General features: G+C 64.5%; 22 protein-coding genes (1 of these 22 cut by a window edge). 8 read left to right on the forward strand and 14 right to left on the reverse strand.

The features are described from left to right. From msrP to mrcB, 8 genes are all read right to left on the reverse strand, one after another. A protein-coding gene (msrP, locus tag LU688_RS23975; RefSeq protein WP_160290828.1) for a protein-methionine-sulfoxide reductase catalytic subunit MsrP crosses the window boundary here: on the reverse strand, positions 1–712 show its 5' portion. 302 nt of this gene lie to the left of the window's left edge; only the first 712 of its 1,014 coding nucleotides appear in the window; it begins with the start codon at positions 710–712; the stop codon falls past the left edge of the window. A gap of 77 nt (positions 713–789) precedes the next feature. After that, positions 790–1,641, reverse strand: coding sequence for a CDP-diacylglycerol--serine O-phosphatidyltransferase (pssA, locus tag LU688_RS23980; RefSeq protein ID WP_028691215.1), 852 nt, complete (start codon positions 1,639–1,641; stop codon positions 790–792). 150 nt (positions 1,642–1,791) lie between these two features. Next, positions 1,792–2,808, reverse strand: coding sequence for a ketol-acid reductoisomerase (gene ilvC / locus LU688_RS23985; RefSeq protein ID WP_038706849.1), 1,017 nt, complete (start codon positions 2,806–2,808; stop codon positions 1,792–1,794). A gap of 54 nt (positions 2,809–2,862) precedes the next feature. After that, positions 2,863–3,354, reverse strand: coding sequence for an acetolactate synthase small subunit (gene ilvN, locus LU688_RS23990; RefSeq protein WP_003250040.1), 492 nt, complete (start codon positions 3,352–3,354; stop codon positions 2,863–2,865). A gap of 1 nt (position 3,355) precedes the next feature. Beyond that, positions 3,356–5,080 (reverse strand): acetolactate synthase 3 large subunit, encoded by a 1,725-nt coding sequence (locus tag LU688_RS23995; protein ID WP_094012269.1) that lies wholly within the window; start codon positions 5,078–5,080, stop codon positions 3,356–3,358. Positions 5,081–5,487: 407 nt separating this feature from the next. Next, the gene (locus LU688_RS24000; protein WP_038706850.1) at positions 5,488–5,820 is read right to left on the reverse strand and encodes a YqcC family protein; all 333 of its coding nucleotides are present in this window, start codon (positions 5,818–5,820) and stop codon (positions 5,488–5,490) included. Continuing rightward, entirely contained in the window at positions 5,817–6,596 is a 780-nt protein-coding gene (locus tag LU688_RS24005) for a tetratricopeptide repeat protein (RefSeq protein ID WP_046854095.1), read from the reverse strand. The genes LU688_RS24000 and LU688_RS24005 overlap by 4 nt, the downstream gene beginning before the upstream one ends. Before the next feature lie 26 nt (positions 6,597–6,622). Then, on the reverse strand, positions 6,623–8,944 hold the full coding sequence (mrcB, locus tag LU688_RS24010; RefSeq protein ID WP_160290827.1) for a penicillin-binding protein 1B: 2,322 nt from the start codon (positions 8,942–8,944) through the stop codon (positions 6,623–6,625). 119 nt (positions 8,945–9,063) lie between these two features. Between mrcB and LU688_RS24015 the strand changes: the two genes are divergently transcribed. The 3 genes from LU688_RS24015 to LU688_RS24025 all read left to right on the forward strand — a co-directional run bounded on the left by LU688_RS24015 (position 9,064) and on the right by LU688_RS24025 (position 11,628). After that, entirely contained in the window at positions 9,064–10,626 is a 1,563-nt protein-coding gene (locus LU688_RS24015) for a bifunctional aminoglycoside phosphotransferase/ATP-binding protein (protein WP_094012264.1), read from the forward strand. 100 nt (positions 10,627–10,726) lie between these two features. Further along, positions 10,727–11,080 (forward strand): pentapeptide repeat-containing protein, encoded by a 354-nt coding sequence (locus LU688_RS24020; protein ID WP_094012263.1) that lies wholly within the window; start codon positions 10,727–10,729, stop codon positions 11,078–11,080. A 263-nt stretch (positions 11,081–11,343) separates the two neighbouring features. Further along, positions 11,344–11,628 (forward strand): TfoX/Sxy family protein, encoded by a 285-nt coding sequence (locus LU688_RS24025; RefSeq protein ID WP_023631425.1) that lies wholly within the window; start codon positions 11,344–11,346, stop codon positions 11,626–11,628. A 171-nt stretch (positions 11,629–11,799) separates the two neighbouring features. On the opposite strand, the gene LU688_RS24030 is transcribed toward LU688_RS24025, so the two are convergent. From LU688_RS24030 to LU688_RS24045, 4 genes are read right to left on the reverse strand one after another with little or no spacing between them, the layout of a single operon-like run. Beyond that, entirely contained in the window at positions 11,800–12,693 is an 894-nt protein-coding gene (locus LU688_RS24030) for a ChaN family lipoprotein (RefSeq protein ID WP_094012262.1), read from the reverse strand. A 12-nt stretch (positions 12,694–12,705) separates the two neighbouring features. Further along, positions 12,706–13,473, reverse strand: coding sequence for a heme ABC transporter ATP-binding protein (locus tag LU688_RS24035; RefSeq protein WP_160290826.1), 768 nt, complete (start codon positions 13,471–13,473; stop codon positions 12,706–12,708). Beyond that, the gene (locus LU688_RS24040; RefSeq protein WP_172670917.1) at positions 13,473–14,456 is read right to left on the reverse strand and encodes a FecCD family ABC transporter permease; all 984 of its coding nucleotides are present in this window, start codon (positions 14,454–14,456) and stop codon (positions 13,473–13,475) included. Before LU688_RS24040 ends, LU688_RS24035 begins: the two co-directional genes overlap by 1 nt. 50 nt (positions 14,457–14,506) lie before the next feature. Then, complete coding sequence (locus LU688_RS24045) at positions 14,507–15,391, reverse strand: heme/hemin ABC transporter substrate-binding protein (protein ID WP_232888234.1); 885 nt, start codon at positions 15,389–15,391, stop codon at positions 14,507–14,509. A 162-nt stretch (positions 15,392–15,553) separates the two neighbouring features. On the opposite strand from LU688_RS24045, the gene LU688_RS24050 reads away from it, so the two are divergent. Beyond that, positions 15,554–15,871 carry a Rieske (2Fe-2S) protein gene (locus tag LU688_RS24050; RefSeq protein ID WP_023631907.1) on the forward strand — a complete coding sequence of 106 codons (318 nt, stop codon included), beginning with the start codon at positions 15,554–15,556 and terminating at the stop codon, positions 15,869–15,871. Here the strand turns inward: LU688_RS24050 and sfsA are convergent. After that, positions 15,861–16,574, reverse strand: coding sequence for a DNA/RNA nuclease SfsA (gene sfsA / locus LU688_RS24055; RefSeq protein ID WP_094012259.1), 714 nt, complete (start codon positions 16,572–16,574; stop codon positions 15,861–15,863). The two genes, LU688_RS24050 and sfsA, sit on opposite strands and share 11 nt — an antisense overlap. Before the next feature lie 3 nt (positions 16,575–16,577). Next, the gene (locus LU688_RS24060) at positions 16,578–17,750 is read right to left on the reverse strand and encodes a pyridoxal phosphate-dependent aminotransferase (protein WP_038706857.1); all 1,173 of its coding nucleotides are present in this window, start codon (positions 17,748–17,750) and stop codon (positions 16,578–16,580) included. Positions 17,751–17,963: 213 nt separating this feature from the next. Here LU688_RS24060 and dksA point away from each other — a divergent pair, with 213 nt between their 5' ends. The 4 genes from dksA (at position 17,964) to LU688_RS24080 (ending at position 22,742) form a co-directional block, all read left to right on the forward strand. Continuing rightward, positions 17,964–18,410, forward strand: a complete 447-nt coding sequence (dksA, locus tag LU688_RS24065) for an RNA polymerase-binding protein DksA (RefSeq protein WP_046854085.1) — start codon at positions 17,964–17,966, stop codon at positions 18,408–18,410. 99 nt (positions 18,411–18,509) lie between these two features. Continuing rightward, a complete protein-coding gene (gene gluQRS / locus LU688_RS24070; protein WP_094012258.1) occupies positions 18,510–19,397 on the forward strand; it encodes a tRNA glutamyl-Q(34) synthetase GluQRS in 888 nt (295 codons plus the stop codon). Between the two features lie 209 nt (positions 19,398–19,606). Then, positions 19,607–19,783 carry a hypothetical protein gene (locus LU688_RS24075; protein ID WP_003250005.1) on the forward strand — a complete coding sequence of 59 codons (177 nt, stop codon included), beginning with the start codon at positions 19,607–19,609 and terminating at the stop codon, positions 19,781–19,783. Beyond that, entirely contained in the window at positions 19,767–22,742 is a 2,976-nt protein-coding gene (locus LU688_RS24080; protein ID WP_172670868.1) for a sensor histidine kinase, read from the forward strand. Before LU688_RS24075 ends, LU688_RS24080 begins: the two co-directional genes overlap by 17 nt. Positions 22,743–22,744 lie beyond the last annotated feature (2 nt).

Below are 22,744 nucleotides of genomic sequence, written 5' to 3' on the forward strand. Positions count from 1 at the left end.
CGTTCTGGTTGGGCAGTTCACGGCCATACATGCCCACCGCCAGGATCGCCAGCGGGTTCATCGCCTCATCCAGACGCAGCCCTTCCACATAGGGCCAGTCGATCAGGGCGAAGCCGGAGCGCTGCCCAGGCATGCGCTTGGGGTCTTCCAGGGTTTCGAAACGGATATAGCGCGCCTTGGAGGTCGGCTCGACCTGCTTGAGCACCTCGGCCAACGGGAAGCCCAGCCAGGGAATCACCATCGACCAGGCTTCCACGCAGCGCAGGCGATAGATGCGCTCCTCGAGCTGGTACGGTTTGACGAAGTCTTCCAGCGCATAACGCCCGGGCTTGGCCACTTCGCCATCCACCACCAGGCTCCACGGCTCGGTCTTCAGGCTGCCGGCATTGGCCGCCGGGTCACCCTTGTCGGGCCCGAACTCATAGAAGTTGTTGTAGTGGGTGGCATCCTTGAACGGCGTGATCGCCTCGCCGTTGACGGTGACCGCCTGCCAGCGCGTGGCGCCGAGCTTGTCACTGAACCAGCCTGGCGTGCTGCCCGCCTCGACATCGGCATAGCGGGAAACCTCCGCCGCGGCGCCCAACCGGGGCAAGGCGCCCAGGGCTGCACCTGCAAGGCTGGCGCCCAGCAGCTTGCGACGGGAGAGGTAGAAACTTTCGGGGGTGATCTCGGACGACTTGCAGTCGCTGGATCGGGGAAGCTTGATGAGCATGGCGGCTCCACAGTACGGGTAACTGATGTACACGTAAGACTATGGAGCCGGCAGGTTATTCCGCGATTAAATCCTTGTCAGGATTTGCGACGGCGCGCCCGCAACAGGAACTGGATCGGCCCCGATGCAGCATAGGCGAGGAAGATCAGCAGCAGGATGCGCGGCGGGTCGCTGAACACCACGGCAAACACCAGCACCACTGCGAGGATCGCGACAAAGGGCACGCGGCCCTTGAGGTCGAGCTCCTTGAAGCTGTTGTACTTGATGTTGCTGACCATCAGCATGCCGGCGGCCGCCACCAGCAGCGCCACCAGGAACGACAGCTTGGAACCCTGGATGCCGTAGTCGCTGAACGCCCAGACGGTACCGGCCACCACGCCGGCCGCCGCCGGGCTGGCCAGGCCGATGAAGTAGCGTTTGTCGGCGGTGCCGACCTGGGTGTTGAAGCGCGCCAGGCGCAGGGCCGCGCCGGCCACATAGATGAAGGCGACCATCCAGCCGACCTTGCCCATGTCGCCCAGGGCCCAGCCGAACGCCAGCAGCGCCGGGGCCACGCCGAAGGCGACCATGTCCGACAGCGAGTCGTACTCGGCACCGAAGGCGCTTTGCGTATTGGTCATGCGCGCCACGCGGCCGTCGAGGCCGTCGAGGACCATGGCGACGAAGATGGCGATGGCGGCGAAGGCGAAGTACTTGCTCGCCTCGCGTGGATCACCCGCGCTCAGGGCGCTCTGCGCGCTCATCGAGCTGATGATGGAATAGAAGCCGGCGAACAGGTTCGCGGTGGTGAACAGGTTGGGCAGCAGATAGATACCGCGGTGACGCACCTTGCGCCCTTCGGCGTCGTGGCCTTCTTCAACGTGCTCATCGACAGGTAGCAGGCTTTCGGCGTCGGAGGGCTTGTTCGGCTCTTCGGGACGTTCGCTCATGAAAAGTACCTTGCAACAGGGTGGAATATGTTCGACATGGGCTCTGCAAAACGGTTCTGACAGCGAGCCACTGGTCGCTTTATACCAGAAGCTGACCGCGCAAACGAAAAAACGCGGCCGAAGCCGCGTTTTTCATTATCGACGCAAGACTCAGTTCTTGGTCTTGTCGACGATCTTGTTGGCCGAGATCCACGGCATCATCGAACGCAGCTGCTCGCCGATGATCTCGATGCCGTGGGCGGCGTTGTTGCGGCGCTTGGCGGTCATCGAAGGATAGTTGGTGGCGCCTTCGCTGATGAACATCTTCGCGTACTCGCCGTCCTGGATGCGCTTCAGAGCGTTGCGCATGGCCTTGCGGGATTCTTCGTTGATGACTTCAGGGCCGGTGACGTACTCACCGTACTCGGCGTTGTTGGAGATCGAGTAGTTCATGTTGGCGATGCCGCCTTCGTACATGAGGTCAACGATCAGCTTCAGCTCGTGCAGGCACTCGAAGTAGGCCATTTCCGGGGCGTAGCCCGCTTCGACCAGGGTTTCGAAACCGGCCTTGACCAGCTCGACGGTACCGCCGCAGAGAACGGCCTGCTCACCGAACAGGTCGGTTTCGGTCTCGTCCTTGAAGGTGGTTTCGATGATGCCGGTACGGCCGCCACCGACGCCAGCGGCGTAGGACAGGGCGACATTCTTGGCGTTGCCCGAAGCGTCCTGGTAGATGGCGATCAGGTCAGGGATGCCGCCGCCTTTGACGAACTCGGAGCGCACGGTGTGGCCCGGGGCCTTCGGCGCGATCATGATCACGTCGAGGTCGGCACGCGGCACGACCTGGTTGTAGTGGATCGAGAAGCCGTGGGAGAAGGCCAGGGTGGCGCCCTTCTTGATGTTCGGCTCGATCTCGTTCTTGTACAGCTGGCCCTGGAACTCGTCCGGGGTCAGGATCATGACCAGGTCGGCGGCAGCGACGGCGCTGGCCACGTCGGCCACTTTCAGGCCGTGGGCTTCAGCCTTGGCAACGGTAGCCGAACCTTTACGCAGACCGACGGTAACGTCCACACCGGAGTCCTTCAGGTTGCACGCCTGGGCGTGACCCTGGGAGCCGTAGCCGATGATGGCGACTTTCTTGCCCTGGATGATGGAGAGGTCGCAGTCTTTGTCGTAGAAAACTTTCATGAAAATACCCCTGGTTATATCTCGGCCCCTGCGGAGCCATCGCTATTTTTGAAGTTAGATGCTGAGCACTTTGTCGCCACGGGCAATGCCGGTGACGCCACTGCGCACGGTTTCGAGAATCGATGCGGTGCCGATGGCCTGGATGAAGCTGTCCAGTTTGTCGCTGGTGCCGCTCAGCTGCACGGTGTACACGCTGGCGGTCACGTCGACGATCTGGCCACGGAAGATATCCGTGGTGCGCTTGATCTCGGCGCGCTGGGCACCCGTGGCCTTGACCTTGACCAGCATCAGTTCGCGCTCGATGTGGGCGCTTTCCGACAGGTCGACAAGCTTGACCACTTCGACCAGCTTGTTGAGGTTCTTGGTGATCTGTTCGATCACTTCGTCATGGCCAACGGTGGTCAGCGTCAGACGCGACAGGGTCGGGTCTTCGGTCGGCGCCACGGTCAGGCTTTCAATGTTGTAGTTGCGCTGGGAGAACAGGCCGACCACGCGAGACAAGGCACCGGGTTCGTTTTCCAGCAGCAGGGAGATGATGTGCCGCATGTCAGGTACGCTCCGTCTTGCTCAGCCACATGTCACGCATCGAGCCGTCCTTGATCTGCATCGGATAGACGTGCTCGGTCCGGTCGACCGCGATGTCGATGAACACCAGGCGGTCCTTCATCGCGAAAGCCTCTTCCAGTTTCGGCTTGAGGTCTTTCAGGCTGGTGATGCGCATGCCCACATGGCCATAGGCCTCGGCCAGCTTGACGAAGTCCGGCAGCGACTCGACATAGGAATGCGAGTGGCGACCGTTGTAGGACATGTCCTGCCATTGGCGAACCATGCCCAGCACACCGTTGTTCAGGTTGACGATCTTCACCGGCAGGCCGTACTGCATGCAGGTGGACAGCTCCTGGATGTTCATCTGGATGCTGCCTTCACCGGTAACGCAGGCCACGTCCTGGTCGGGGAAGTTGAGCTTGATGCCCATGGCCGCCGGGAAACCGAAGCCCATGGTGCCCAGGCCACCGGAGTTGATCCAGCGGTTGGGTTTGTTGAAGCGATAGTACTGCGCCGCGAACATCTGGTGCTGGCCCACGTCGGAGGTGACGAAGGCATCGCCCTTGGTCACTTCGCACAGGGTCTCGATGACCTGTTGCGGCTTGATGATGTTGCCGTCGCCCTTGTCGTAGGGGAACAGCTCGCCGTCGCCACGCCATTCGTCGATCTGCTTCCACCAGGCATCGAGCGCCGCCTTGTCGGGCTGCTCGCCGATTTCCTTGAGGATGCCGAGCATTTCGCTCAACACGCTCTCGACCGGACCGACGATCGGCACGTCGGCCTTGATCATCTTCGAGATCGACGCCGGGTCGATGTCGATGTGGATGATCTTGGCGTTCGGGCAGAACTTGGCCGGGCCGTTGACCACGCGGTCGTCGAAACGCACACCGACAGCGAAGATCACGTCGGCGTTGTGCATGGCCAGGTTGGCGGTGTAGCTGCCGTGCATGCCGAGCATGCCGAGGAACTGGCGGTCGGTGCCTGGGAAGCCACCAAGGCCCATGAGGGTGTTGGTGACCGGCAGGTTCAACGACTTGGCGATTTCGGTCAGGGCTTCGGAGCCACCGCCGAGAATCACGCCGCCACCGGAGTAGACCACCGGGCGCTTGGCCGCGAGGAGCATTTCGGCTGCCTTGCGGATCTGCCCGGAATGGCCGCGCAGGGCCGGACTATAGGAACGCAGCTTGACCTTTTTCGGGTAGATGTACTCGAACTTCTCGGCCGGGTTGGTCATATCTTTTGGAATGTCGACCACGACCGGGCCGGGACGGCCGGACTGCGCCAGATAGAAGGCTTTTTTCAGGACTTCGGGGATTTCCGAGGCGTGCTTGACCATGAAGCTATGCTTCACGATCGGCCGGGAGATACCGATCATGTCGGTTTCCTGGAACGCATCGGTGCCGACCATGGTGCTGGGCACCTGGCCAGACAGGATGACCATCGGGATGGAATCCATGTAGGCGGTGGCAATGCCGGTGATGGCATTGGTCGCGCCTGGGCCGGAAGTCACCAGTACCACGCCGGCCTTGCCGGTGGCACGGGCGTAACCGTCCGCCATATGGGTGGCAGCCTGCTCGTGACGAACCAGGATGTGCTGGACTTCCGGTTCCTTGAACAAGGCATCGTAAACATGAAGGAGAGCACCGCCAGGGTACCCGTAGATGTGCTTAACGCCTTCGTCGCGCAAAAAGCGGACGACCATTTCAGCGCCGGATAAGAGCTCCACGTTGTTCACCTCTAAAACGCCAGAATACCGCCCTCACTGAGCGGGTCTTATTAGGTTTACTGCCAAGCAGAGCATGAGCGAACGTCAGCACTGACTGAGCAAGTATTGGGAATACCCTGGTGTGTTGCGGGCCTTCCCACCCAGCGCGAGGTAACGCGTTGCGGGGTGTTACAAGTCGGCGCGGGTGTGCGCCTCATGATCTGCTTAGCGGGTCTGCTTCTGGCAGTCCCTCTACAGCGGAATCTGGATTCTTGTGATTCGGCGCTCACAAGTCAAGAGAAATTATTGCCAATTTTTCTTCAAGATGAATTCTCACCACCACTAATGGCGCGAGCAGCAGCAGGAAAAATAAGATTTCCATAAAAAAGGGCCACAATCTGCGGCCCTTGAAGGAAAAACGGTAGAAATCAGGCGCAAGGCGCGATCAATTGGTCGAAAGTTGCGAGCAAACGCCGTAGCTCGCGGCTTTGTTCCGGGCGGTCGACGAACACCGTCTCGGCCATCACCAGGATGCCCGAGGCGTTGGGCAACGGATGCCCGTGCTCGAGGATCAGCTTCATGCGCGGCAGGAAGATCCACTGCAGCCACTGCTCGAAGCTCATGCGGTCCACCGCGAACGGCTCCACGCTGGCCAACGCCTCGGCACTGGGGGTGGCGTCGCTCCACCAGCCCTGGACCTTGAGCTCCTGCTCGATCAGCAGCAGTTGGTCGGCGATATCGAGAATGCGCTGTTCCATCACAGGTTGACCCGCGCCTTCTGCCGCGCCAGGGCCGCCCCTGCACTGTCACCCTGCTTTTCACGGGCCTGGGCGATGGTGTTCCACAGCTGGGCCTGCAGGTCTGGGCGACCGTTGGCGTAGGTCAGGGCACGGCGCGCCAGTTGCTCGGACTGCGCCGCATCGCCCTGGGACAGGCGCACCTGGGCCAGGCGGAACAGCACCTGCGGCTCACGCGGGGCAATGCGCTGGGCACGCTCCAGGCTCGACGCGGCGCCGTTGAAGTCGCCGCTACCCTGCTGCTGCTGGGCAGTGGTGAGCAAGGCCAGCACCGGGCCGTCGAGCTGCTCGTCGGCCGACAGGCCGCCACTGGAGGCGTTGCCACGCGGGATACCAGTCGGGGCACTGGTCACCGGCGCCGGGTTGCTCATCGAGGCGATGTCGAACGGTTCGTCGGCAATCGGGTTGGGATTGGTCGTGATCGGCCCGCTGCTGACCGGGCCCGGGGTGATCGGGCCGGTGCTGATCGGCGCAGGCCCGGTGCCTGCCGGGAACGACTGGATCGGCGCGCCGCCTGTCCCCTGCGGGATCATCACGGTGACGCCGGAGTCTTCCGGCAATGACTGGGCCTGGCTGCTGCCGCCGCTGGTCGGATAGGCCGACGTGCGGTTGGCCGAGACGCGCTCGCTGTTGGAGACCCGGGTGCTCGAATCGACCACCGGAATGTTGCCACGCGGGACGCTGGCACAGCCGTGCAGAACGGTCACTGCCGCCACGGCAGGAATCCACCACTTGTTCACTTCACACCCTCTTCAGAAGCTCGCGCTCAATTCATCCAGCCCTTGACCCAGTCCATCACCTGTTCGGCCGGGTTCTGCTCGCCGCCACAGGCGGCGCCTGCGGGCGGTTCACTGCCGCGAATATACGGCATCTGCACCGCTCCCGGACAGCTGCCGTCGGAACCCTGGCCGCTGTAAGGGTCGATCCAGGCCTGCACCACGTTGTCCGGCTGGGGCATGTCCAGCGGCAGCGGGTCGGCCTTCTTCATGAAGCTGGTCCACACCTGCAACGCGCCGGTGGCACCGGTGAACGGCGTCTTGCCGTTGTCGTCGCGGCCCAGCCAGACCACCGCCAGCAGGTCCTGGCTGAAACCGGAGAACCAGCTGTCGCGCGAGTCGTTGCTGGTGCCGGTCTTGCCAGCCAGGGTCAGCGAGCTCGGCAGCGTGCTGTACACCGAGCGCCCGGTACCTTCACGCATCACCCGCTGCATGGCGTTCTGCACCAGGTAGATCGAGCCCGGGTCGAAGGTCTGCTGGATCTGGAACGGGTAGCGCTTGAGCGGCTCGCCTTCGGCGGTGAGCACGCTGCGGATGCCGCGCATCGGCGTATTGAAGCCGCCGTTGGCGATGGTCTGGTACATGGTCGCCACCTGCATCGGCGACATGCCGCCGGCGCCCAGCAGCATCGACGGGAACGCCTGCCAGTCGACCTGCACGCCGAGCCGGGCGATGGTCTTGATCACGTTGGGCACGCCCACTTCAAGGCCCAGCTTGGCGGTGGACAGGTTGTAGGAGTTGGCCAGGCCCTGGTACAGGTAGATGGTGCCATGGGGCCGGCGGTCGTAGTTCTGCGGCCGCCATACCTGGCCATCGGCGCCTTTGACCGAGAACGGCTCGTCCTGCACCCAGCTGGTGAGGGTGAACTTGCTCGGCTGTTCCAGCGCAGTCAGGTAGACCGCCGGCTTGACCAGCGAACCGATCGGCCGCACTGCATCGATGGCGCGGTTGAAACCGGCGAAGCCCGACTGGCGGCTGCCGATCAGCGCCTGCACCTCACCGGTTTCCGGGTTGGTGACGACCATCGCCGACTCGACTTCGTCGGCGCCCTTGCGCCCGGCCAGGCGTTTGAAGGTCTCGCTCATGGCGGTTTCGGCCTTCATCTGCAGGATCGGGTCGAAACTGGTGAAGATGCGCAGGCCTTCTTCGGTCAAGTCTTCGTCGCGGTAGTCCTGGCGCAGCTGACGCTTGACCAGATCGAGGAAGGCCGGGAACGAGCTGTCGGCCAGGCTGCCGCGCTTGGTCACGCCCAGGGGCATCTTCTTCGCCGCGTCGACCACGTCCTGAGTGGCCACGCCTTGCTCGGCGAGCAGGTCGAGCACCAGGTTGCGCCGCTGCAGGGCGCGCTCGGGGTGGCGGCGCGGGTTGTAGTATGACGGGCCCTTGACCATGCCCACCAGCAGGGCGATCTGGTGCAGCTTGAGCTCCTGCAGCGGCTGGCTGAAGAAGAACTGGCTGGCCAGACCGAAGCCGTGCACGGCGCGCTGGCCGTCCTGTCCGATGAACACTTCGTTCAGGTAGGCCTCGAGGATCTCGTGCTTGTCGTAGTGCACTTCCAGGAGCAGCGACATCATCGCTTCGGTCAGCTTGCGGCTGAGACTGCGCTCGTTGGTAAGGAAGAAGTTCTTCACCAACTGCTGGGTCAGGGTACTGCCGCCCTGGCGCATGGCGCCGGACGAAGTGTTGACCCACACCGCGCGGGCGATGGACTTGGGCGACACACCGAAGTGGCTGTAGAAGTCGCGGTCCTCGGTGGCGATCAGGGTTTCCACCAGATACGGCGGCACCTGATCGATCTTGATCAGGATGCGGTCTTCGAGATTCTTCGGGTAGATGCCGCCGATCATCAGCGGCTCAAGGCGCACCACGTCGAGCTTGCCGCCATTGGCGCCGCTGAGGCCCGCGACATAATCGCCGGAGAAGCGCACGCGCACGAACTGCGCCGGTTCCATGCCCTCGTAGAACTGGAAGCCACGGGTATTTAGGTCGACGGTGTTGCCATTGACCGACGCCGCGCCCGGGCCGTTGGCCGCGCTTTCCCGACGGTAGCCGAGGGCATCGAGCTCGGTGAGGAAGTCGTTGCGGCTCAGTTTCTGGCCGACGAACAGCTCCAGCGGCCGGGCATACACCTTGGCCGGGATGGTCCAGCGCTTGCCGGAGAACTTCTCCTGGACAGTGGCGTCGAGGTAGACCGCGAAGCCGGCGATCAGTACCAGGCCGACCAGGCTGAGCTTGAGCGCCCAGCCCAGCCAGGCACGGGCGCGGCCGGTCGGGCGTTTTTTAGAGGTGCGGGAATTTCGGGTACGAGTCATGGCGGCGGATTATACGCACATTGGAAAAGGGAGGCAGGCGCCCCTCGGCGGTTTGCAGGGACGGCACCATTGACCATAATGTTCGATTCGAATTCCCTGACCCCCTTAAAGGATGATCCGTGAGCCAAGCCCTGATCAGCGCGCTGCAGAACCCCGCCCTCTATCCGCACCCGGTTGCGGGCTTCGAGCTCATCGAGACGCATATCTCCTGGGTCCTGCTCACCGGCGAGTTTGCCTACAAGATCAAGAAGCCGATGAACTTCGGCTTCCTCGACTTCACCGGCCTCGACCAGCGCGGGCATTTTTGCAACGAAGAGCTGCGCCTGAACCAGCGCCTGACCGAAGGTCTGTACCTGGAAGTGCTGCCGATCACCGGTAGCGTCGAAGCGCCGCAGATCGGCGGCGAAGGCCCGGCGATCGAGTACGCGCTGAAAATGCGCCAGTTCCCCCAGGGCCAGATGCTCAGCACCCTTCAGGCCAACGGCGAGCTGAATGCCGGGCATATCGACCAGATGGCGCGGCAGATCGCCGAGTTCCACCTGCAGGCGCCCAAGGTGCCGGTCGAGCACCCGCTGGGCACGCCGGACGCGGTCATGGCACCGGTGGAGCAGAACTTCGAACAGATCCGTCCGTTCCTCAGCGACAAGGCCGACCTGCAGCAGCTCGACGCACTGCAAGCCTGGGCCCAGGACAGCTTCAAGCGCCTGCACGGTCTGCTGGAAGCGCGCAAGGCCAATGGTTTCATTCGCGAATGCCACGGTGACATCCACCTGGGCAACGCCACCCTGATCGACGGCAAGGTGGTGATCTTCGACTGCATCGAATTCAACGAACCCTTCCGCCTGACCGACGTCTACGCCGACGTCGGCTTCCTGGCCATGGACCTCGAGGACCGCGGCCTGAAGTGCCTGTCGCGGCGTTTCGTCAGCCAGTACCTGGAGCTCACCGGCGACTACCAGGGCCTGGAGTTGCTGAACTTCTACAAGGCCTACCGCGCACTGGTGCGGGCCAAGGTCGCGCTGTTCAGCATGCCGGCCGAGGCGGACGGCGTGCAGCGCGCCACCACCCTGCGTACCTACCGCAACTATGCCAACCTGGCCGAAAGCTACAGCGCCATCCCTTCGCGCCTGCTCGCCATCACCCAGGGCGTCTCGGCAGTGGGCAAGAGCCACGTGGCCATGCGCCTGGTCGAAGCCCTGGGCGCAGTCCGCGTGCGTTCGGACGTGGAGCGCAAGCGCCTGTTCGGCAAGCAATCGGTGGCCGATGCCGGTCATCTGGAGGCCGGCATCTACGACAAGCAGGCCAGCGTTGCCACCTACCAGCGTCTGCACGAACTTGCAGAGATCATCCTGCACGCCGGGTTCCCGGTGGTGCTCGACGCCACCTACCTCAAGCATGAGCAGCGCAAGGCCGCGGCCGAGGTCGCCAGCGAGACCGGCGTGCCGTTCCTGATCCTCGACTGCCAGGCCCCGGACGCAGTGATCGCCAGCTGGCTGGCGCAACGCCAGGCCGAGGCCATCGACCCGTCGGACGCCACCCTGGAGGTGGTCAAGGCGCAACAAGCGACACGCGATCCGCTCGATGCCGAGGAGCAAAAGCACAGCAAGCGGGTGAATACCCAGGAAAGCGCCAGCATGGACCAGTTGATCGAACAGATCCGCCAGCATTTCCCCGGTTTTTGAGCCTTCAGGCGTGAAGCAGTCGACAGTTCACGCCTGAAGTCCGGCGCCTCTCCAGTGATGTCATTACAATATCATCACACCCCACGGAGGAGGCGCCGCCATGAATCAGCCCCGTCAGCTGGACAACGTCCTGTACTCGATGATCCGCGACGAGAAGATCGCGGCGTTCAACCGCGAGAAGCCCAGTGATGCGCCGATCGACTTTCGCGGCGGTGATTTCCGCGGCCTCGACCTGCGCGATCTGGATGTACGCGGCATCGACTTTGCCGACGCCTACTTCCGTGCCGCCGACCTGCGCGGGCTGGACCTGCGGGAAAACGGCCTGGAAGGGGCGAGCCTGGCCCATGCGCAGATCTCCGGGACGTATTTCCCGGCCGAGCTGAGCGCCGACGAGATCCTGATGTCGGTGAAGTTCGGGACACGGATGCGTTATCGCAGCCCACGCCAAGGGTAAGCGTCCGGCCTGCACAAGGCGGTGGCCACGAACCTTGTGGATCGGACACACTTGGGGGCGGGCTTGCCCCGCGATAGCGTCAGCCCCTGCTATCGCCATCGCCGGGCAAGCCCGCCCCAACGAAGCCCAAGGTCCCGCAACCGTATTGCATCCCGTCGGCGCCGATGGCAAAAGGCCGCGTAATCCATAACCCCCGCTACACTCCTCATTGACCTGCTCGCGATTTATCCCCACGACCCGTTCAGCCATCGCAAGGAGGCTCGATGAACGATGAATTGCAGCATCTGAAAAACCTTGGCAAAACCTCCGCGCAATGGCTGCATGCTGTCGGCATCCACAGTGCATCGGACCTGCGCCGGCTCGGCGCGGTGGGTGCCTATCAGGCTGTGAGAACGCGAGGTTTCCGGGCTTCGAAGGTGTTGTTGTATGCCATCGAGGGCGCCCTGCTAGACATGCACTGGAATGACCTGCCGGTCGAACGCAAACAGGCGTTGAACCAGCAGCTCGATGCCAAGTGCCAACCCCCATCCCAGAAGAACGAAAATTAATCTCGGAAAGGCATTGACTACGAAATGAGAATCGTTATGATTATCACAACTGGTCGCGAGACCGGTTGGGTAACCTGAATGCTCCCTGGTTCGGACGCTCAGATTATCTCCTCATCAGGCTAATCACGGTTATTGACCCGGCTTTTTGCCGGGTCTTTTTTTGCCTGCGATTCAGTGGCCCTTGCGCAGCTGGGCGCAGTAGTCCTGCTCCGGTGTCGCCGGGGTGTACCAGACGAAGTCAGCCATGGCCGGCTCGACCGTTTCCCCCACTTCCGCCAGCAACAGCACTTTGTCTTCAGACTTGGCGTCGAGGTCGGCCAGGTGCAGCGGCACGCCGAGATCCTTGCGCGCATGGTAGCTGCCGGTGAGCAACAGCGCCGGCTGCGGCGCGGCCAGCAAGCGCTCGGCGATGCGCCGGTCACGCTGCTGCTGCACCGCCAGCATCGCCGGTAGCTGGCTTTCCGGCAGCAGGTTGCAGTGGCCGGCACGCACCTGAGCCAGCAGCGCCTGCACCACTGCCGGCGCATTGGAGCGGTCGCCAGGTGGTGTCGCCGGCTGGCGATAGGCCTGGCGGATTTCATCGGGCGACAGGTTCGCCGCCAGTAGCGGGTATGGCTGGCCAAGGGCCTCGCGCACGATAGGCCCGTACAGCGTCCAATCCCAGCCAGGCTGCCAGGCCAGCGCCTTCGGCAGGTCGGCTGCAGGCGATGCCTTGCCCTTCTGCGCATCGACCAGCGCCTGCTGTTGCGGCTCGAGCATTTCCAGCAGCAGGCTGCCCTGCGCGCGGCGGCTCTCCAGGGCGCGCAGCAACCACAGCTGCAAGCGGTGGTGGTCGGGATTGTCGTGCTTTTCACCCACCAGCACCCGTGGCGCATTGGCCAGGCGCTGGACCAGTTGCCCGGGGCTCAATACCTGGCCGCTGGACAACTCGATGATCTGCCCCAGCTGGACGTTGTCGCGGCCTTCGGTACCCTGCCAGGCCGGCACGGGCGGCAGGCTCGCCTGGCAACCGCCGAGCGCCAGCGCCAAACAGATGGACAAGCCGGACAGCAAGGGATGGCGCATGGCGAATGCCTCCTAGCGAGTGATGATCAGCGGATGGCCGCGCTCCGGGTGAGGTTGCACCAGGACGTCGATGCCGAACACCGCCCGCAGCGCCGTCGGAGTCAGCACTTGTTGCGGTGTGCCCAGCGCATGGCCGCGGCCCTGCTCCAGCAAAAGAATATGGTCACAGTAGCGCGCCGCCAGGTTCAGGTCATGCAGGATCACCAGCACCGACGCGCCACGGTCGGCGAAACTGCGTACCGCCTGCAGCGTGGTGTGCTGATGCAGGGGGTCCAGCGCAGAAGTGGGTTCATCCAGCAACAGCGTGGTGCCGGGCTCGCCCGGCCACAGCTGGGCCAGCACCCGCGCCAGGTGCACGCGCTGGCGCTCCCCCCCGGACAGCGCCAGGTAGCTGCGCTCGACCAGGTGCTGAGCATCCGCCGCCGCCAGCGCCGCCTCGACGATTTCCCGGTCGCGCTGACGGCCGCTGGCATGGGGCAGGCGGCCGAGACCGACCACTTCCGCGACACTGAAGGCAAAGCCAAGGCTGGACGCCTGCGGCAGTACCGCCAGGCGCCGGGCACGCTCCTGGCCCGGCCAATCGTCCAGCGCGAGGCCCTCGAGGTGCACGCGCCCGGCAGTGGGCGCCAGTTCGCCACACAGCACGCCGAGCAGGCTGCTCTTGCCGGCGCCATTGGGCCCGAGCACACCTAGCACCTGCCCTGGCCGCAACGTGAGGTTGATGTCGTGCAGCACCTGGCTGCCACCACGTTTGAGAGACAGCCCTTGGACGTCGAGCATCAGTTGCGCACCTTCACCAGCAGGAACAGGAAGAATGGCGCCCCGATAAAGGCGGTGACGATGCCGATCGGCAACTCTGCCGGGGCCAGGGCCAGGCGCGCGACCAGGTCGGCGAACAGCAGCAAGGTACCGCCCGCCAGCAACGAAGCCGGCAGCAGCACCCGATGATCCGGCCCCGCCACCAGCCGCACCAGGTGCGGCACCACCAGGCCGATGAAGCCGATCAGGCCGGCCGCGGCGACCGCCGCCCCCACGCCGAGCGCGGTGCAGAACACCAGCTCGCGCTTGAGCTTTTCTACCTCGATACCCAGGTGCCGGGCCTCCGACTCGCCTAGCAGCAAGGCGTTGAGCGCCTGCGCCCGGCGCGGCAGCCACAAGGCCACGGCCGCCGCCACCAGCAGCAACGGCCACAGCCGCTCGTAGCTGGCGCCGTTGAGGCTGCCCAGGTTCCAGAAGGTCAAGGTGCGCAGGGTGGCGTCGTCGGCCAGGTAAGTGAACAGGCCCACCGCCGAGCCGCCCAGCGCGGTCATCGCGATACCGGCCAGGAGCATGGTCGCCACGTTGGTCTGGCCGTCGCGGCGCCCCAGGCGATAGACCATCGCTGTCACGCCCAGACCGCCGACGAAGGCACACAACGACAACAGATAAGGCGCGAACCAGTCAGGAATGCCGCCCAGCCAGCTGCCGCCGACGATCGCCACCGCGGCCCCCAGGGCGGCGCCGCTGGCGACACCGACCAGCCCCGGATCGGCCAGCGGGTTGCGGAACAACCCCTGCATCGCCACGCCGGACAATGCCAGCACCGCGCCGACCGCCAGCCCCAGCAGGGTACGCGGCAGGCGGATCTGGCCGAGGATCATCTCGGCCTGCTCCAGGCCCTCGCCGCTGACCGGCAACCCGACCAGGCGCAGGCCGGCGCGCAGGGTATCGAACAGCGGCAGGCTGACCGGCCCCAGCGCCAGCGACAACCACACCGCCAGCAGGCACAGCAAGGCCAGGGTAATGAACAACGTACGTGGTCGAACCCGCGGCATCATGGATTGAGGTTGGCCTTGGCGGCGGGATAGAAGCTGGCGGCCAGCTCATGCAGGGTGGCCGGCAGGCGCGGGCCGAGGCCGCCGACCAGCAACGTCGGGTCGAGCGACAGCAGGCGCTTGTCGCGCACCGCACGGGACGTCGCCAGGGCCGGGTTTTCCTTGATCAGTGCCTGCAAGGCCTGTTCGCCACTGAGGGCCCGGTCGGAGAACACCACCACGTCCGGGTTAAGCGCGGCGAGGGCCTCCACCGAGAAGTTCTTGTAGCCCTGGTGGTCGGCAAGATTGCGCCCTCCCGCCTGACGCAGCACCCAGTCCCCGGCAGTGCCCTGCCCGGCGATCATCGGCTTGGCGCCGGCATGCCCGACCAGCAGCAACACGCCAGGCGCCTTCTGCCCGGCCTGGGCCTGCTCGACCTGTTTGTGCAACGCCTCCAGCTGCTGGCGGTAATCGGCAGCCAACGTCTTGGCCTTGTGCTCGTCGCCGAGCAATGCCCCCAAGTGCTTGAGATTCTCGTCAACCGCGCCCACTTCGGCCTTGCTGGAGAACAGCTCGACCCGCACCCCGGCCTTGCGGATCTGCGCCAGCACCGGCGGTGGCCCCATTTCCTCAGTGCCCACCAGCACGTCAGGGCGCAGGCTGAGGATGCCTTCGGCCGACAACTGGCGCTGGTAACCGATGCTGGGCAGCGCCTTGAGCGACTCGGGGTGCTGGCTGGTGGTGTCGACGCCGACCAGGCGCTGCTCACCGCCCTGGGCGCTGATCCACTCGCTCAAGGCACCACCGGCGCTCACCCAGCGCTGTGGCAGCTCGGCGGCCATGGTGTGGGTAGACAGGGCAAGACCGGCGCACAGGGCAATCAAGGCAGCGGGACGGCGCATCATCGGATTCCTTTGCAGAGGGCGGGCAGCACACCTTGTGGCGGGCGGCACAAGTGCGCACCATAGACAGCCTGGCGCGACGAATGCGGGCAATTTGATAATTATTCGCATTGAAGCGTCAAGCCATCCCTTTGTCACACGGCTTAACCGGAAGACTCCGCTGCGATGCATTTTCTCTGCGCCTCCAACGACCTCGCCGAGGGCCACAGCCGCGCCTTCAGCGTAGCCGGCATAGCGCTGTTCGGCGTGCGCCGCCAGGGCACGGTCCACCTCTATCGCAACCGCTGCCCGCACCGGGGCATCCCGCTGAACTGGGCGGCGGACAGCTTTCTCGATGACAGCGCGAGCCTGATCCAGTGCGCCCATCACGGGGCCCAGTTCCTGATAGAAAGCGGCGAATGCATTACTGGCCCCTGCGCGGGCGAATGGCTGGAAGCCCTGGACTGCCGGGAAGACAGCCAGGGCATCTGGCTTACGGATTGAGCAATACCGGCAGCGGCCGGTCGATGACCAGTTGCTGGGCATCCAGGCGCGTGCCGTAGGCCAGCACCTCGACCCCTTCCGCCACCGCGGCGCGCAGTGCCTGGGCGTAGGCGGCGTCGATCTCCTGGGCCGGGCGCACGGCCTCGATGCCGGTCAGGTTCACGCAATACAGCTGCACCGCACGGATGCCCTGGCGTGCCAGGGCGGCCAGCTCTCGCAGGTGTTTGGCCCCACGCTGGGTGACGGCGTCGGGGAACGCCGCCACGGGAGTATCGGGGTAACCGAGGGTCACGCTCTTGACCTCGACGTAGGCCTTGTCGCCATTGGCGAACTCCAGGTAGAAGTCGATACGGCTACGTTCCTCGCCATACGCCACTTCACGCTTGAGCGTGGTGAACCCGGTCAGCTCCGTGATCACTCCGGCCCGCAGCGCTTCCTCCACCACCGCATTGGCGCGCCCGGTATTGATGCAGGCCAGCCGCCCCTGGGGCGTTTCGCTGATCTCCCAGGTACCGGGCAGCTTGCGCTTGGGGTCGTTGGAGCGGCTGAACCACACCTGCCCGCCTTCGCGCATGCAATTGAGCATGGAGCCAGTGTTGGGGCAGTGAATGGTCAGCTGCTCGCCGGTGGCCAGTTCGATGTCGGCCAGGAAGCGTTTATAGCGGCGCAGCAGGCGCGCCTGCTCCAGTTGCGGAAACAGCATCCGTCAGCCCTGCCAGCTTTTCAGGCCACGGGCGATGCGCTGCACCGCCTCCTCCAGGCGCGGCAGACTCTGGGTGTAGGCAAAACGCACATGGTGGCCGGCCTGGTGACGACCGAAGTCCAGCCCCGGGGTGAATGCCAGGTGCTCGGTTTCGAGGAAGTGCCGGCAGAACGCGAAGGCATCGCCGCCGAACGCGCTGATATCGGCATACAGATAGAAGGCGCCTTGCGGCTCCACGGCGATACCGAAGCCCAACTCACGCAATGCCGGCAACAAGTAGTCGCGGCGGCGGGCGAACTCGGCGCGGCGCTCCTCGAGGATGGCCAGTGTTTGCGGCTCGAAGCAGGCCAGCGCGGCATGCTGGGCCATGCTCGGAGCACTGATGTAGAGGTTCTGCGCCAGCTTTTCCAGGTCCGCTACCGCCGACGGCGGCGCCACCAGCCAGCCCAGGCGCCAGCCGGTCATGCCGAAATATTTGGAAAAACTGTTCAGGACGAAGGCCTCATCGTCGACTTCCAGCACGCTCGGCGCATCCATGCCGTAGGTGAGGCCGTGATAGATCTCGTCCACCACCAGATGCCCATGGCGTTCGCGGGTAGCCTTGGAAAGGCTGGCCAACTCGTCGCGGTCGAGCACCGTGCCCGTCGGGTTGGCTGGCGACGCCACCAGGGCACCGACCGTGTCCTTGTCCCAGTGACGCTCGACCAGATCGGCGGTCAGCTGGTAATTGACCTCCGGCCCCACCGGCACCAGCTGCGCGCCGCCTTCCACCAGGCGCAGGAAGTGGCGGTTGCACGGGTAGCCCGGGTCGGCCAGCAGCCAGTGCTTGCCCGGATCGACCAGCAGGCTGCTGGCCAGCAGCAGCGCGCCGGAACCGCCCGGGGTGATGAGCACGCGCTCCGGGTCGAGGTCCACACCGTAGCGTTGGCCATAGAACCCGGCGATTGCCTCACGCAGTTGCGGCAAGCCGCGGGCAGCCGTGTAACGGGTGTGCCCGGCGGCCAAGGCAGCCTGGCCCGCGGCGACGATGGGCGCGGCGGTGGTGAAGTCCGGCTCGCCGATCTCGAGGTGGATCACGTCGTGGCCCGCAGCCTGCAGCTCGTTGGCACGCGCCAGCAGGGCCATCACGTGGAAGGGTTCGATGGCGCGACTGCGCGCACTGTGTGGCTGAGCCATGGGCCTTCTCTCAATTGGGTGTAAACTGGTGATTCTACCTGTGCACCGCAGCGAACGTGCCGCCCGCCCTGCTGTCAATAGCAGGCATAGGGCGGGGTAGCGCACCCCGGATCTATCTGGTAAGTTCGGCGGCTCGCAGTCGCAGGGCCGGCGGGTGCCGGCGATGGAAGCAAGCCTGCGCATTGGATCAGATGAGTGAGAGGCGGTCTATTCATGTCCACCGTAGAAAAGCAAAAAACCAGTCAGTCCATGTACGGTGTAGAGCCCTATAAAGAAACCAAGGGCGAAGAGTACATGGGGGAGCCCATGCGCAAGCACTTCACCAAGCTTCTGGGAGCATGGAAGCTTGAGTTGATGACGAGCGTGGACCAGACCGTGACGCACATGAAGGACGAGGCAGCCAACTTCCCAGACCCGGCTGACCGTGCCAGCCAGGAAGAAGAGTTCGCCCTGGAACTGCGCAACCGCGATCGTGAGCGCAAGCTGATCAAGAAAATCGACAAGACCCTGCAGAAGATTCAGGACGAAGAGTACGGCTGGTGCGACTCCTGTGGCATCGAGATCGGCCTGCGCCGCCTCGAAGCCCGCCCGACCGCCGACCTGTGCTTCGACTGCAAGGAAATTGCCGAGAAGAAGGAAAAGACTGTCGGTAAAGGCTGATTCCAGAACCTCGCAGACGGGGCGTACTGGTTGTGGAGGCGGGCTTGCCCGCTCCTGCAATCGGTACGCCCCGTCTTCATTTATATAGCTGTGCAATCCATGAACGACTCCCGCTACATCGGCCGCTTCGCCCCCACCCCCAGCGGCTTTCTGCACTTCGGCTCGCTGGTGGCCGCCCTCGCCTCCTGGCTAGACGCTCGCGCGGTCGATGGCCTCTGGTTGCTGCGCATGGAAGACACCGACCCGCCCCGGGAAATGCCCGGGGCACGCGATGCGATCCTGCAGACCTTGGAGCGCTACGGCCTGGAGTGGGACGGCGAGGTAGTGTTCCAGAGCCAGCGCCATGAGGCCTATGCCGCCGTGGTCGACCGTTTGTTCAGCATGGGCCTGGCCTATGCCTGCCCCTGTTCGCGCAAGCAACTGGAAGGGTACGACGGTATCTACCCAGGCTTTTGCCGTAACGCCGGGCATCCTCGGCAAGACGCGGCCATTCGCCTGCGCGTGCCGGAATTGATCTACCGCTTCACGGATCGCGTCCAGGGTACGTTCGAACAGCACCTCGGGCGCGAGGTGGGCGACTTCGTCATCCAGCGCCGCGACGGGCTCTACGCCTACCAGTTGGCAGTGGTGCTGGACGATGCCTGGCAGGGCGTCACCGACATCGTGCGCGGCGCCGACCTACTGGACAACACGCCCCGCCAGCTGTACCTGCAGGAGTTGCTGGGCTTCTCGCAGCCGCGTTACCTGCACATTCCATTGATCGTGCAGCCTGACGGGCACAAGCTGGGCAAGTCGTATCGATCGCCGCCGCTTGAGGCGGACCAGGCCACGCCCTTGCTGCTGCGAGCGTTGCGGGCATTGGGGCAGCAGATCGATCCGGCACTGACAGGAGCCAGTCCGGCCGAGGTTTTGGCGGTGGCACGCCAGCAGTGGCGGCCGGAGCACATTGCACGGCAGATGACCGTGCCCGAGGCTGATTTGCGCTGAGGCAGTAGCGGCCCTATCGCGGAGCAAGCCCGCGCCCACGATGCCTGGCTATGCGCAGGCTCGCGACAGGGCCAGAACAAGCAAAACCAGGCTCAAAAGCCCAACAAATTCAAACCCTTGGCTAACAGCCCCGATTCCCGCTAGCATCGCCCCAGCCATTTGCGCCAATAATAAGTCCAAACCGCAGCGCCCAACCCTTCGAGGCCAGCATGTACATCTATCGTTTGGTCCTGCTTCTGGTGGTGGGGATCTACCTGTTCTCCCCCGCCATCATGGACTGGTGGATCGAGCCGACCGGTGCCTGGTACCGCCCCTACCTGCTCTGGCTGATCCTCATCGTCGTCACCTTCATCCTGCAGAGCCAACGAGATGCCGATGAGCTTTAGCCTGACCCAGATGATCCTGATCAGCGCCGCCTACCTGCTGGTGCTGTTCAGCGTGGCCTGGATCAGCGAGCGCGGGCTGATCCCGCGGGCGATCATTCGCCACCCCCTGACCTACACCTTGTCGCTGGGCGTCTACGCCAGTGCCTGGGCCTTCTATGGCTCGGTCGGCCTGGCCTATCAATATGGCTACGGCTTCCTTGCCTGTTACCTGGGGGTGTCCGGGGCCTTCCTGCTGGCCCCGGTGCTGCTCTATCCGATCCTCAAGATCACCCGCACCTACCAGCTGTCGTCACTGGCCGACCTGCTGGCGTTTCGCTTTCGCAGCACCTGGGCCGGCGCGCTGACCACCATCTTCATGCTGATCGGCGTGCTGCCCCTGCTGGCCCTGCAGATCCAGGCGGTGGCCGACTCGATCAGCATCCTCACCGGCGAGCCGGTCAAGGCGCGGGTGGCGTTCGCCTTCTGCGTGCTGATCATCCTGTTCACCATCTTCTTCGGCTCACGCCATATCGCCACCCGCGAAAAACACGAAGGCCTGGTGTTCGCCATCGCCTTCGAATCGGTGATCAAGCTGTTGGCGCTGGGTGGTATCGGCCTTTATGCGCTGTACGGCGTGTTCGGTGGCCCGCATGGGCTGGAAGTCTGGCTGCTGCAGAACCAGACCGCCCTCGCCGCCTTGCACACGCCGCTGCAGGAAGGCCCCTGGCGCACTCTGCTGCTGGTGTTCTTCGCCTCGGCGATCGTCATGCCGCACATGTATCACATGGCCTTCACCGAAAACCTCAGCCCGCGCTCGCTGGTCAGCGCCAGCTGGGGCCTGCCGCTGTTCCTGCTGCTGATGAGCCTGGCGGTGCCGCTGGTGCTGTGGGCCGGCCTGCGCCTGGGCGCCAGCACCAACCCCGAGTACTTCACCCTGGGCCTGGGCATCGCCGCCAACAACGAAGCGCTGGCGCTGCTGGCCTATGTCGGTGGCTTGTCGGCCGCCAGCGGACTGATCATCGTCACCACCCTGGCGCTGTCGGGCATGGCGCTGAACCACCTGGTGCTGCCGCTGTACCAGCCGCCGGCCGAAGGCAACATCTACCGCTGGCTGAAGTGGACCCGCCGGGCGCTGATCGTCGCCATCATCACCGCCGGTTTCGTCTTCTACCTCACCCAGAACAACCACCAGAGCCTGGCCAACCTGGGCATCGTCGCCTTCGTCGCCACCTTGCAGTTCCTGCCCGGGGTGCTTTCGGTGCTGTACTGGCCGACCGCCAACCGACGAGGGTTCATCGCCGGCCTGCTGGCCGGCATGCTGGTGTGGATGGTGACCATGCTGCTGCCGCTGCTGGGCAACCTGCAGGGCTTCTACATCCCATTGCTGGACATGATCTACGTGCTGGACGACACCAGCTGGCACATGGCGGCCATCGCCTCGCTTGCGGCCAACGTCCTGCTGTTCACCCTGATCTCGCTGTTCACCAATGCCAGCAGCGAAGAGGTCAGCGCCGCCGAGGCCTGCGCGGTGGATAACGTGCGCCGCCCGCAACGCCGCGAACTGCACGCAGCCTCGCCCCAGGAGTTCGCCACCCAGCTGGCCAAGCCGCTGGGTGCCAAGGCTGCGCAAAAAGAGGTGGAGCAGGCCCTGCGCGACCTCTACCTGCCCTTCGACGAACGCCGCCCCTATGCGCTGCGGCGCCTGCGCGACCGCATCGAGGCCAACCTGTCCGGCCTGATGGGGCCGAGCGTGGCGCAGGACATGGTCGAGACCTTCCTGCCGTACAAGTCCGGCAACGAGAACTACGTCACCGAGGACATCCACTTCATCGAGAGCCGCCTCGAGGACTATCACTCGCGCCTGACCGGCCTTGCCGCCGAGCTCGACGCCCTGCGCCGCTACCACCGCCAGACCCTGCAGGAACTGCCCATGGGCGTGTGCTCGCTGGCCAAGGACCAGGAGATCCTGATGTGGAACAAGGCGATGGAGGAGCTCACCGGCATCGCCGCCAAGCATGTGGTCGGCTCGCGCCTGGTGACCATCGCCGAACCCTGGCGCGGCCTGCTGCAAGGCTTCATCAACGTGCCCGACGAACACCTGCACAAGCAGCGCCTGGTCCTCGATGGCCAGCCGCGCTGGCTGAACCTGCACAAGGCCGCCATCGACGAGCCGCTGGCCCCGGGCAACAGTGGCCTGGTGCTGCTGGTCGAGGACCTCACCGAGACCCAGGCACTGGAGGACAAGCTGGTGCACTCCGAGCGCCTGGCGAGCATCGGCCGCCTTGCCGCGGGCGTGGCCCACGAGATCGGCAACCCGATCACCGGCATCGCTTGCCTGGCGCAGAACCTGCGCGAGGAGCGCGAGGGCGACGGCGAGATCATCGAGCTGTCCAGCCAGATCCTCGAGCAGACCAAGCGCGTGTCGCGCATCGTCCAGTCGCTGATGAGTTTCGCCCACGCCGGCGGCAGCCAGCAGAACAGCGAAGAGCCGGTGTGCCTGGCCGAGGTGGCGCAGGATGCCATTGGTCTGCTGGCGTTGAACCGGCGCAATTTCGAAGTACAGTTCTTCAACCTCTGCGACCCGCAACACTGGGTCGAGGGCGACCCGCAACGCCTGGCCCAAGTGCTGATCAACCTGCTCTCCAACGCCCGCGACGCCTCGCCACCCGGCAGCGCCGTGCGCGTGCGCAGTGAAATCAACGAGCACACCGTCGACCTGGTGGTCGAGGACGAAGGCAGCGGTATTCCGAAAAGCATCATGGACCGCCTGTTCGAACCCTTCTTCACCACCAAGGACCCGGGCGAAGGAACCGGACTCGGGCTCGCTCTGGTCTATTCCATCGTGGAAGAGCATTATGGGCAAATCACCATCGACAGCCCGGCCGACATCGAGCGCCAACGTGGTACCCGGATCCGCGTGACCCTGCCCCGGCATGTCGTAGCGACGTCCCCTGAAATTCGAGACCGTCGAGAGAATTGAAT

Source organism: Pseudomonas soli (assembly GCF_021283165.2).
GTDB lineage: Bacteria > Pseudomonadota > Gammaproteobacteria > Pseudomonadales > Pseudomonadaceae > Aquipseudomonas > Aquipseudomonas soli.

Bases quoted from the DNA above. Each gene is read 5' to 3' on its own strand.
- pssA (WP_028691215.1), bottom strand. From the start codon at position 1,641: ATGAGCGAACGTCCCGAAGAGCCGAACAAGCCCTCCGACGCCGAAAGC.
- ilvC (WP_038706849.1), bottom strand. From the start codon at position 2,808: ATGAAAGTTTTCTACGACAAAGACTGCGACCTCTCCATCATCCAGGGC.
- ilvN (WP_003250040.1), bottom strand. From the start codon at position 3,354: ATGCGGCACATCATCTCCCTGCTGCTGGAAAACGAACCCGGTGCCTTG.
- mrcB (WP_160290827.1), bottom strand. From the start codon at position 8,944: ATGACTCGTACCCGAAATTCCCGCACCTCTAAAAAACGCCCGACCGGC.
- LU688_RS24020 (WP_094012263.1), top strand. From the start codon at position 10,727: ATGAATCAGCCCCGTCAGCTGGACAACGTCCTGTACTCGATGATCCGC.
- LU688_RS24025 (WP_023631425.1), top strand. From the start codon at position 11,344: ATGAACGATGAATTGCAGCATCTGAAAAACCTTGGCAAAACCTCCGCG.
- LU688_RS24030 (WP_094012262.1), bottom strand. From the start codon at position 12,693: ATGCGCCATCCCTTGCTGTCCGGCTTGTCCATCTGTTTGGCGCTGGCG.
- LU688_RS24035 (WP_160290826.1), bottom strand. From the start codon at position 13,473: ATGCTCGACGTCCAAGGGCTGTCTCTCAAACGTGGTGGCAGCCAGGTG.
- LU688_RS24045 (WP_232888234.1), bottom strand. From the start codon at position 15,391: ATGATGCGCCGTCCCGCTGCCTTGATTGCCCTGTGCGCCGGTCTTGCC.
- LU688_RS24050 (WP_023631907.1), top strand. From the start codon at position 15,554: ATGCATTTTCTCTGCGCCTCCAACGACCTCGCCGAGGGCCACAGCCGC.
- sfsA (WP_094012259.1), bottom strand. From the start codon at position 16,574: ATGCTGTTTCCGCAACTGGAGCAGGCGCGCCTGCTGCGCCGCTATAAA.
- LU688_RS24060 (WP_038706857.1), bottom strand. From the start codon at position 17,750: ATGGCTCAGCCACACAGTGCGCGCAGTCGCGCCATCGAACCCTTCCAC.
- dksA (WP_046854085.1), top strand. From the start codon at position 17,964: ATGTCCACCGTAGAAAAGCAAAAAACCAGTCAGTCCATGTACGGTGTA.
- gluQRS (WP_094012258.1), top strand. From the start codon at position 18,510: ATGAACGACTCCCGCTACATCGGCCGCTTCGCCCCCACCCCCAGCGGC.
- LU688_RS24075 (WP_003250005.1), top strand. From the start codon at position 19,607: ATGTACATCTATCGTTTGGTCCTGCTTCTGGTGGTGGGGATCTACCTG.
- LU688_RS24080 (WP_172670868.1), top strand. From the start codon at position 19,767: ATGCCGATGAGCTTTAGCCTGACCCAGATGATCCTGATCAGCGCCGCC.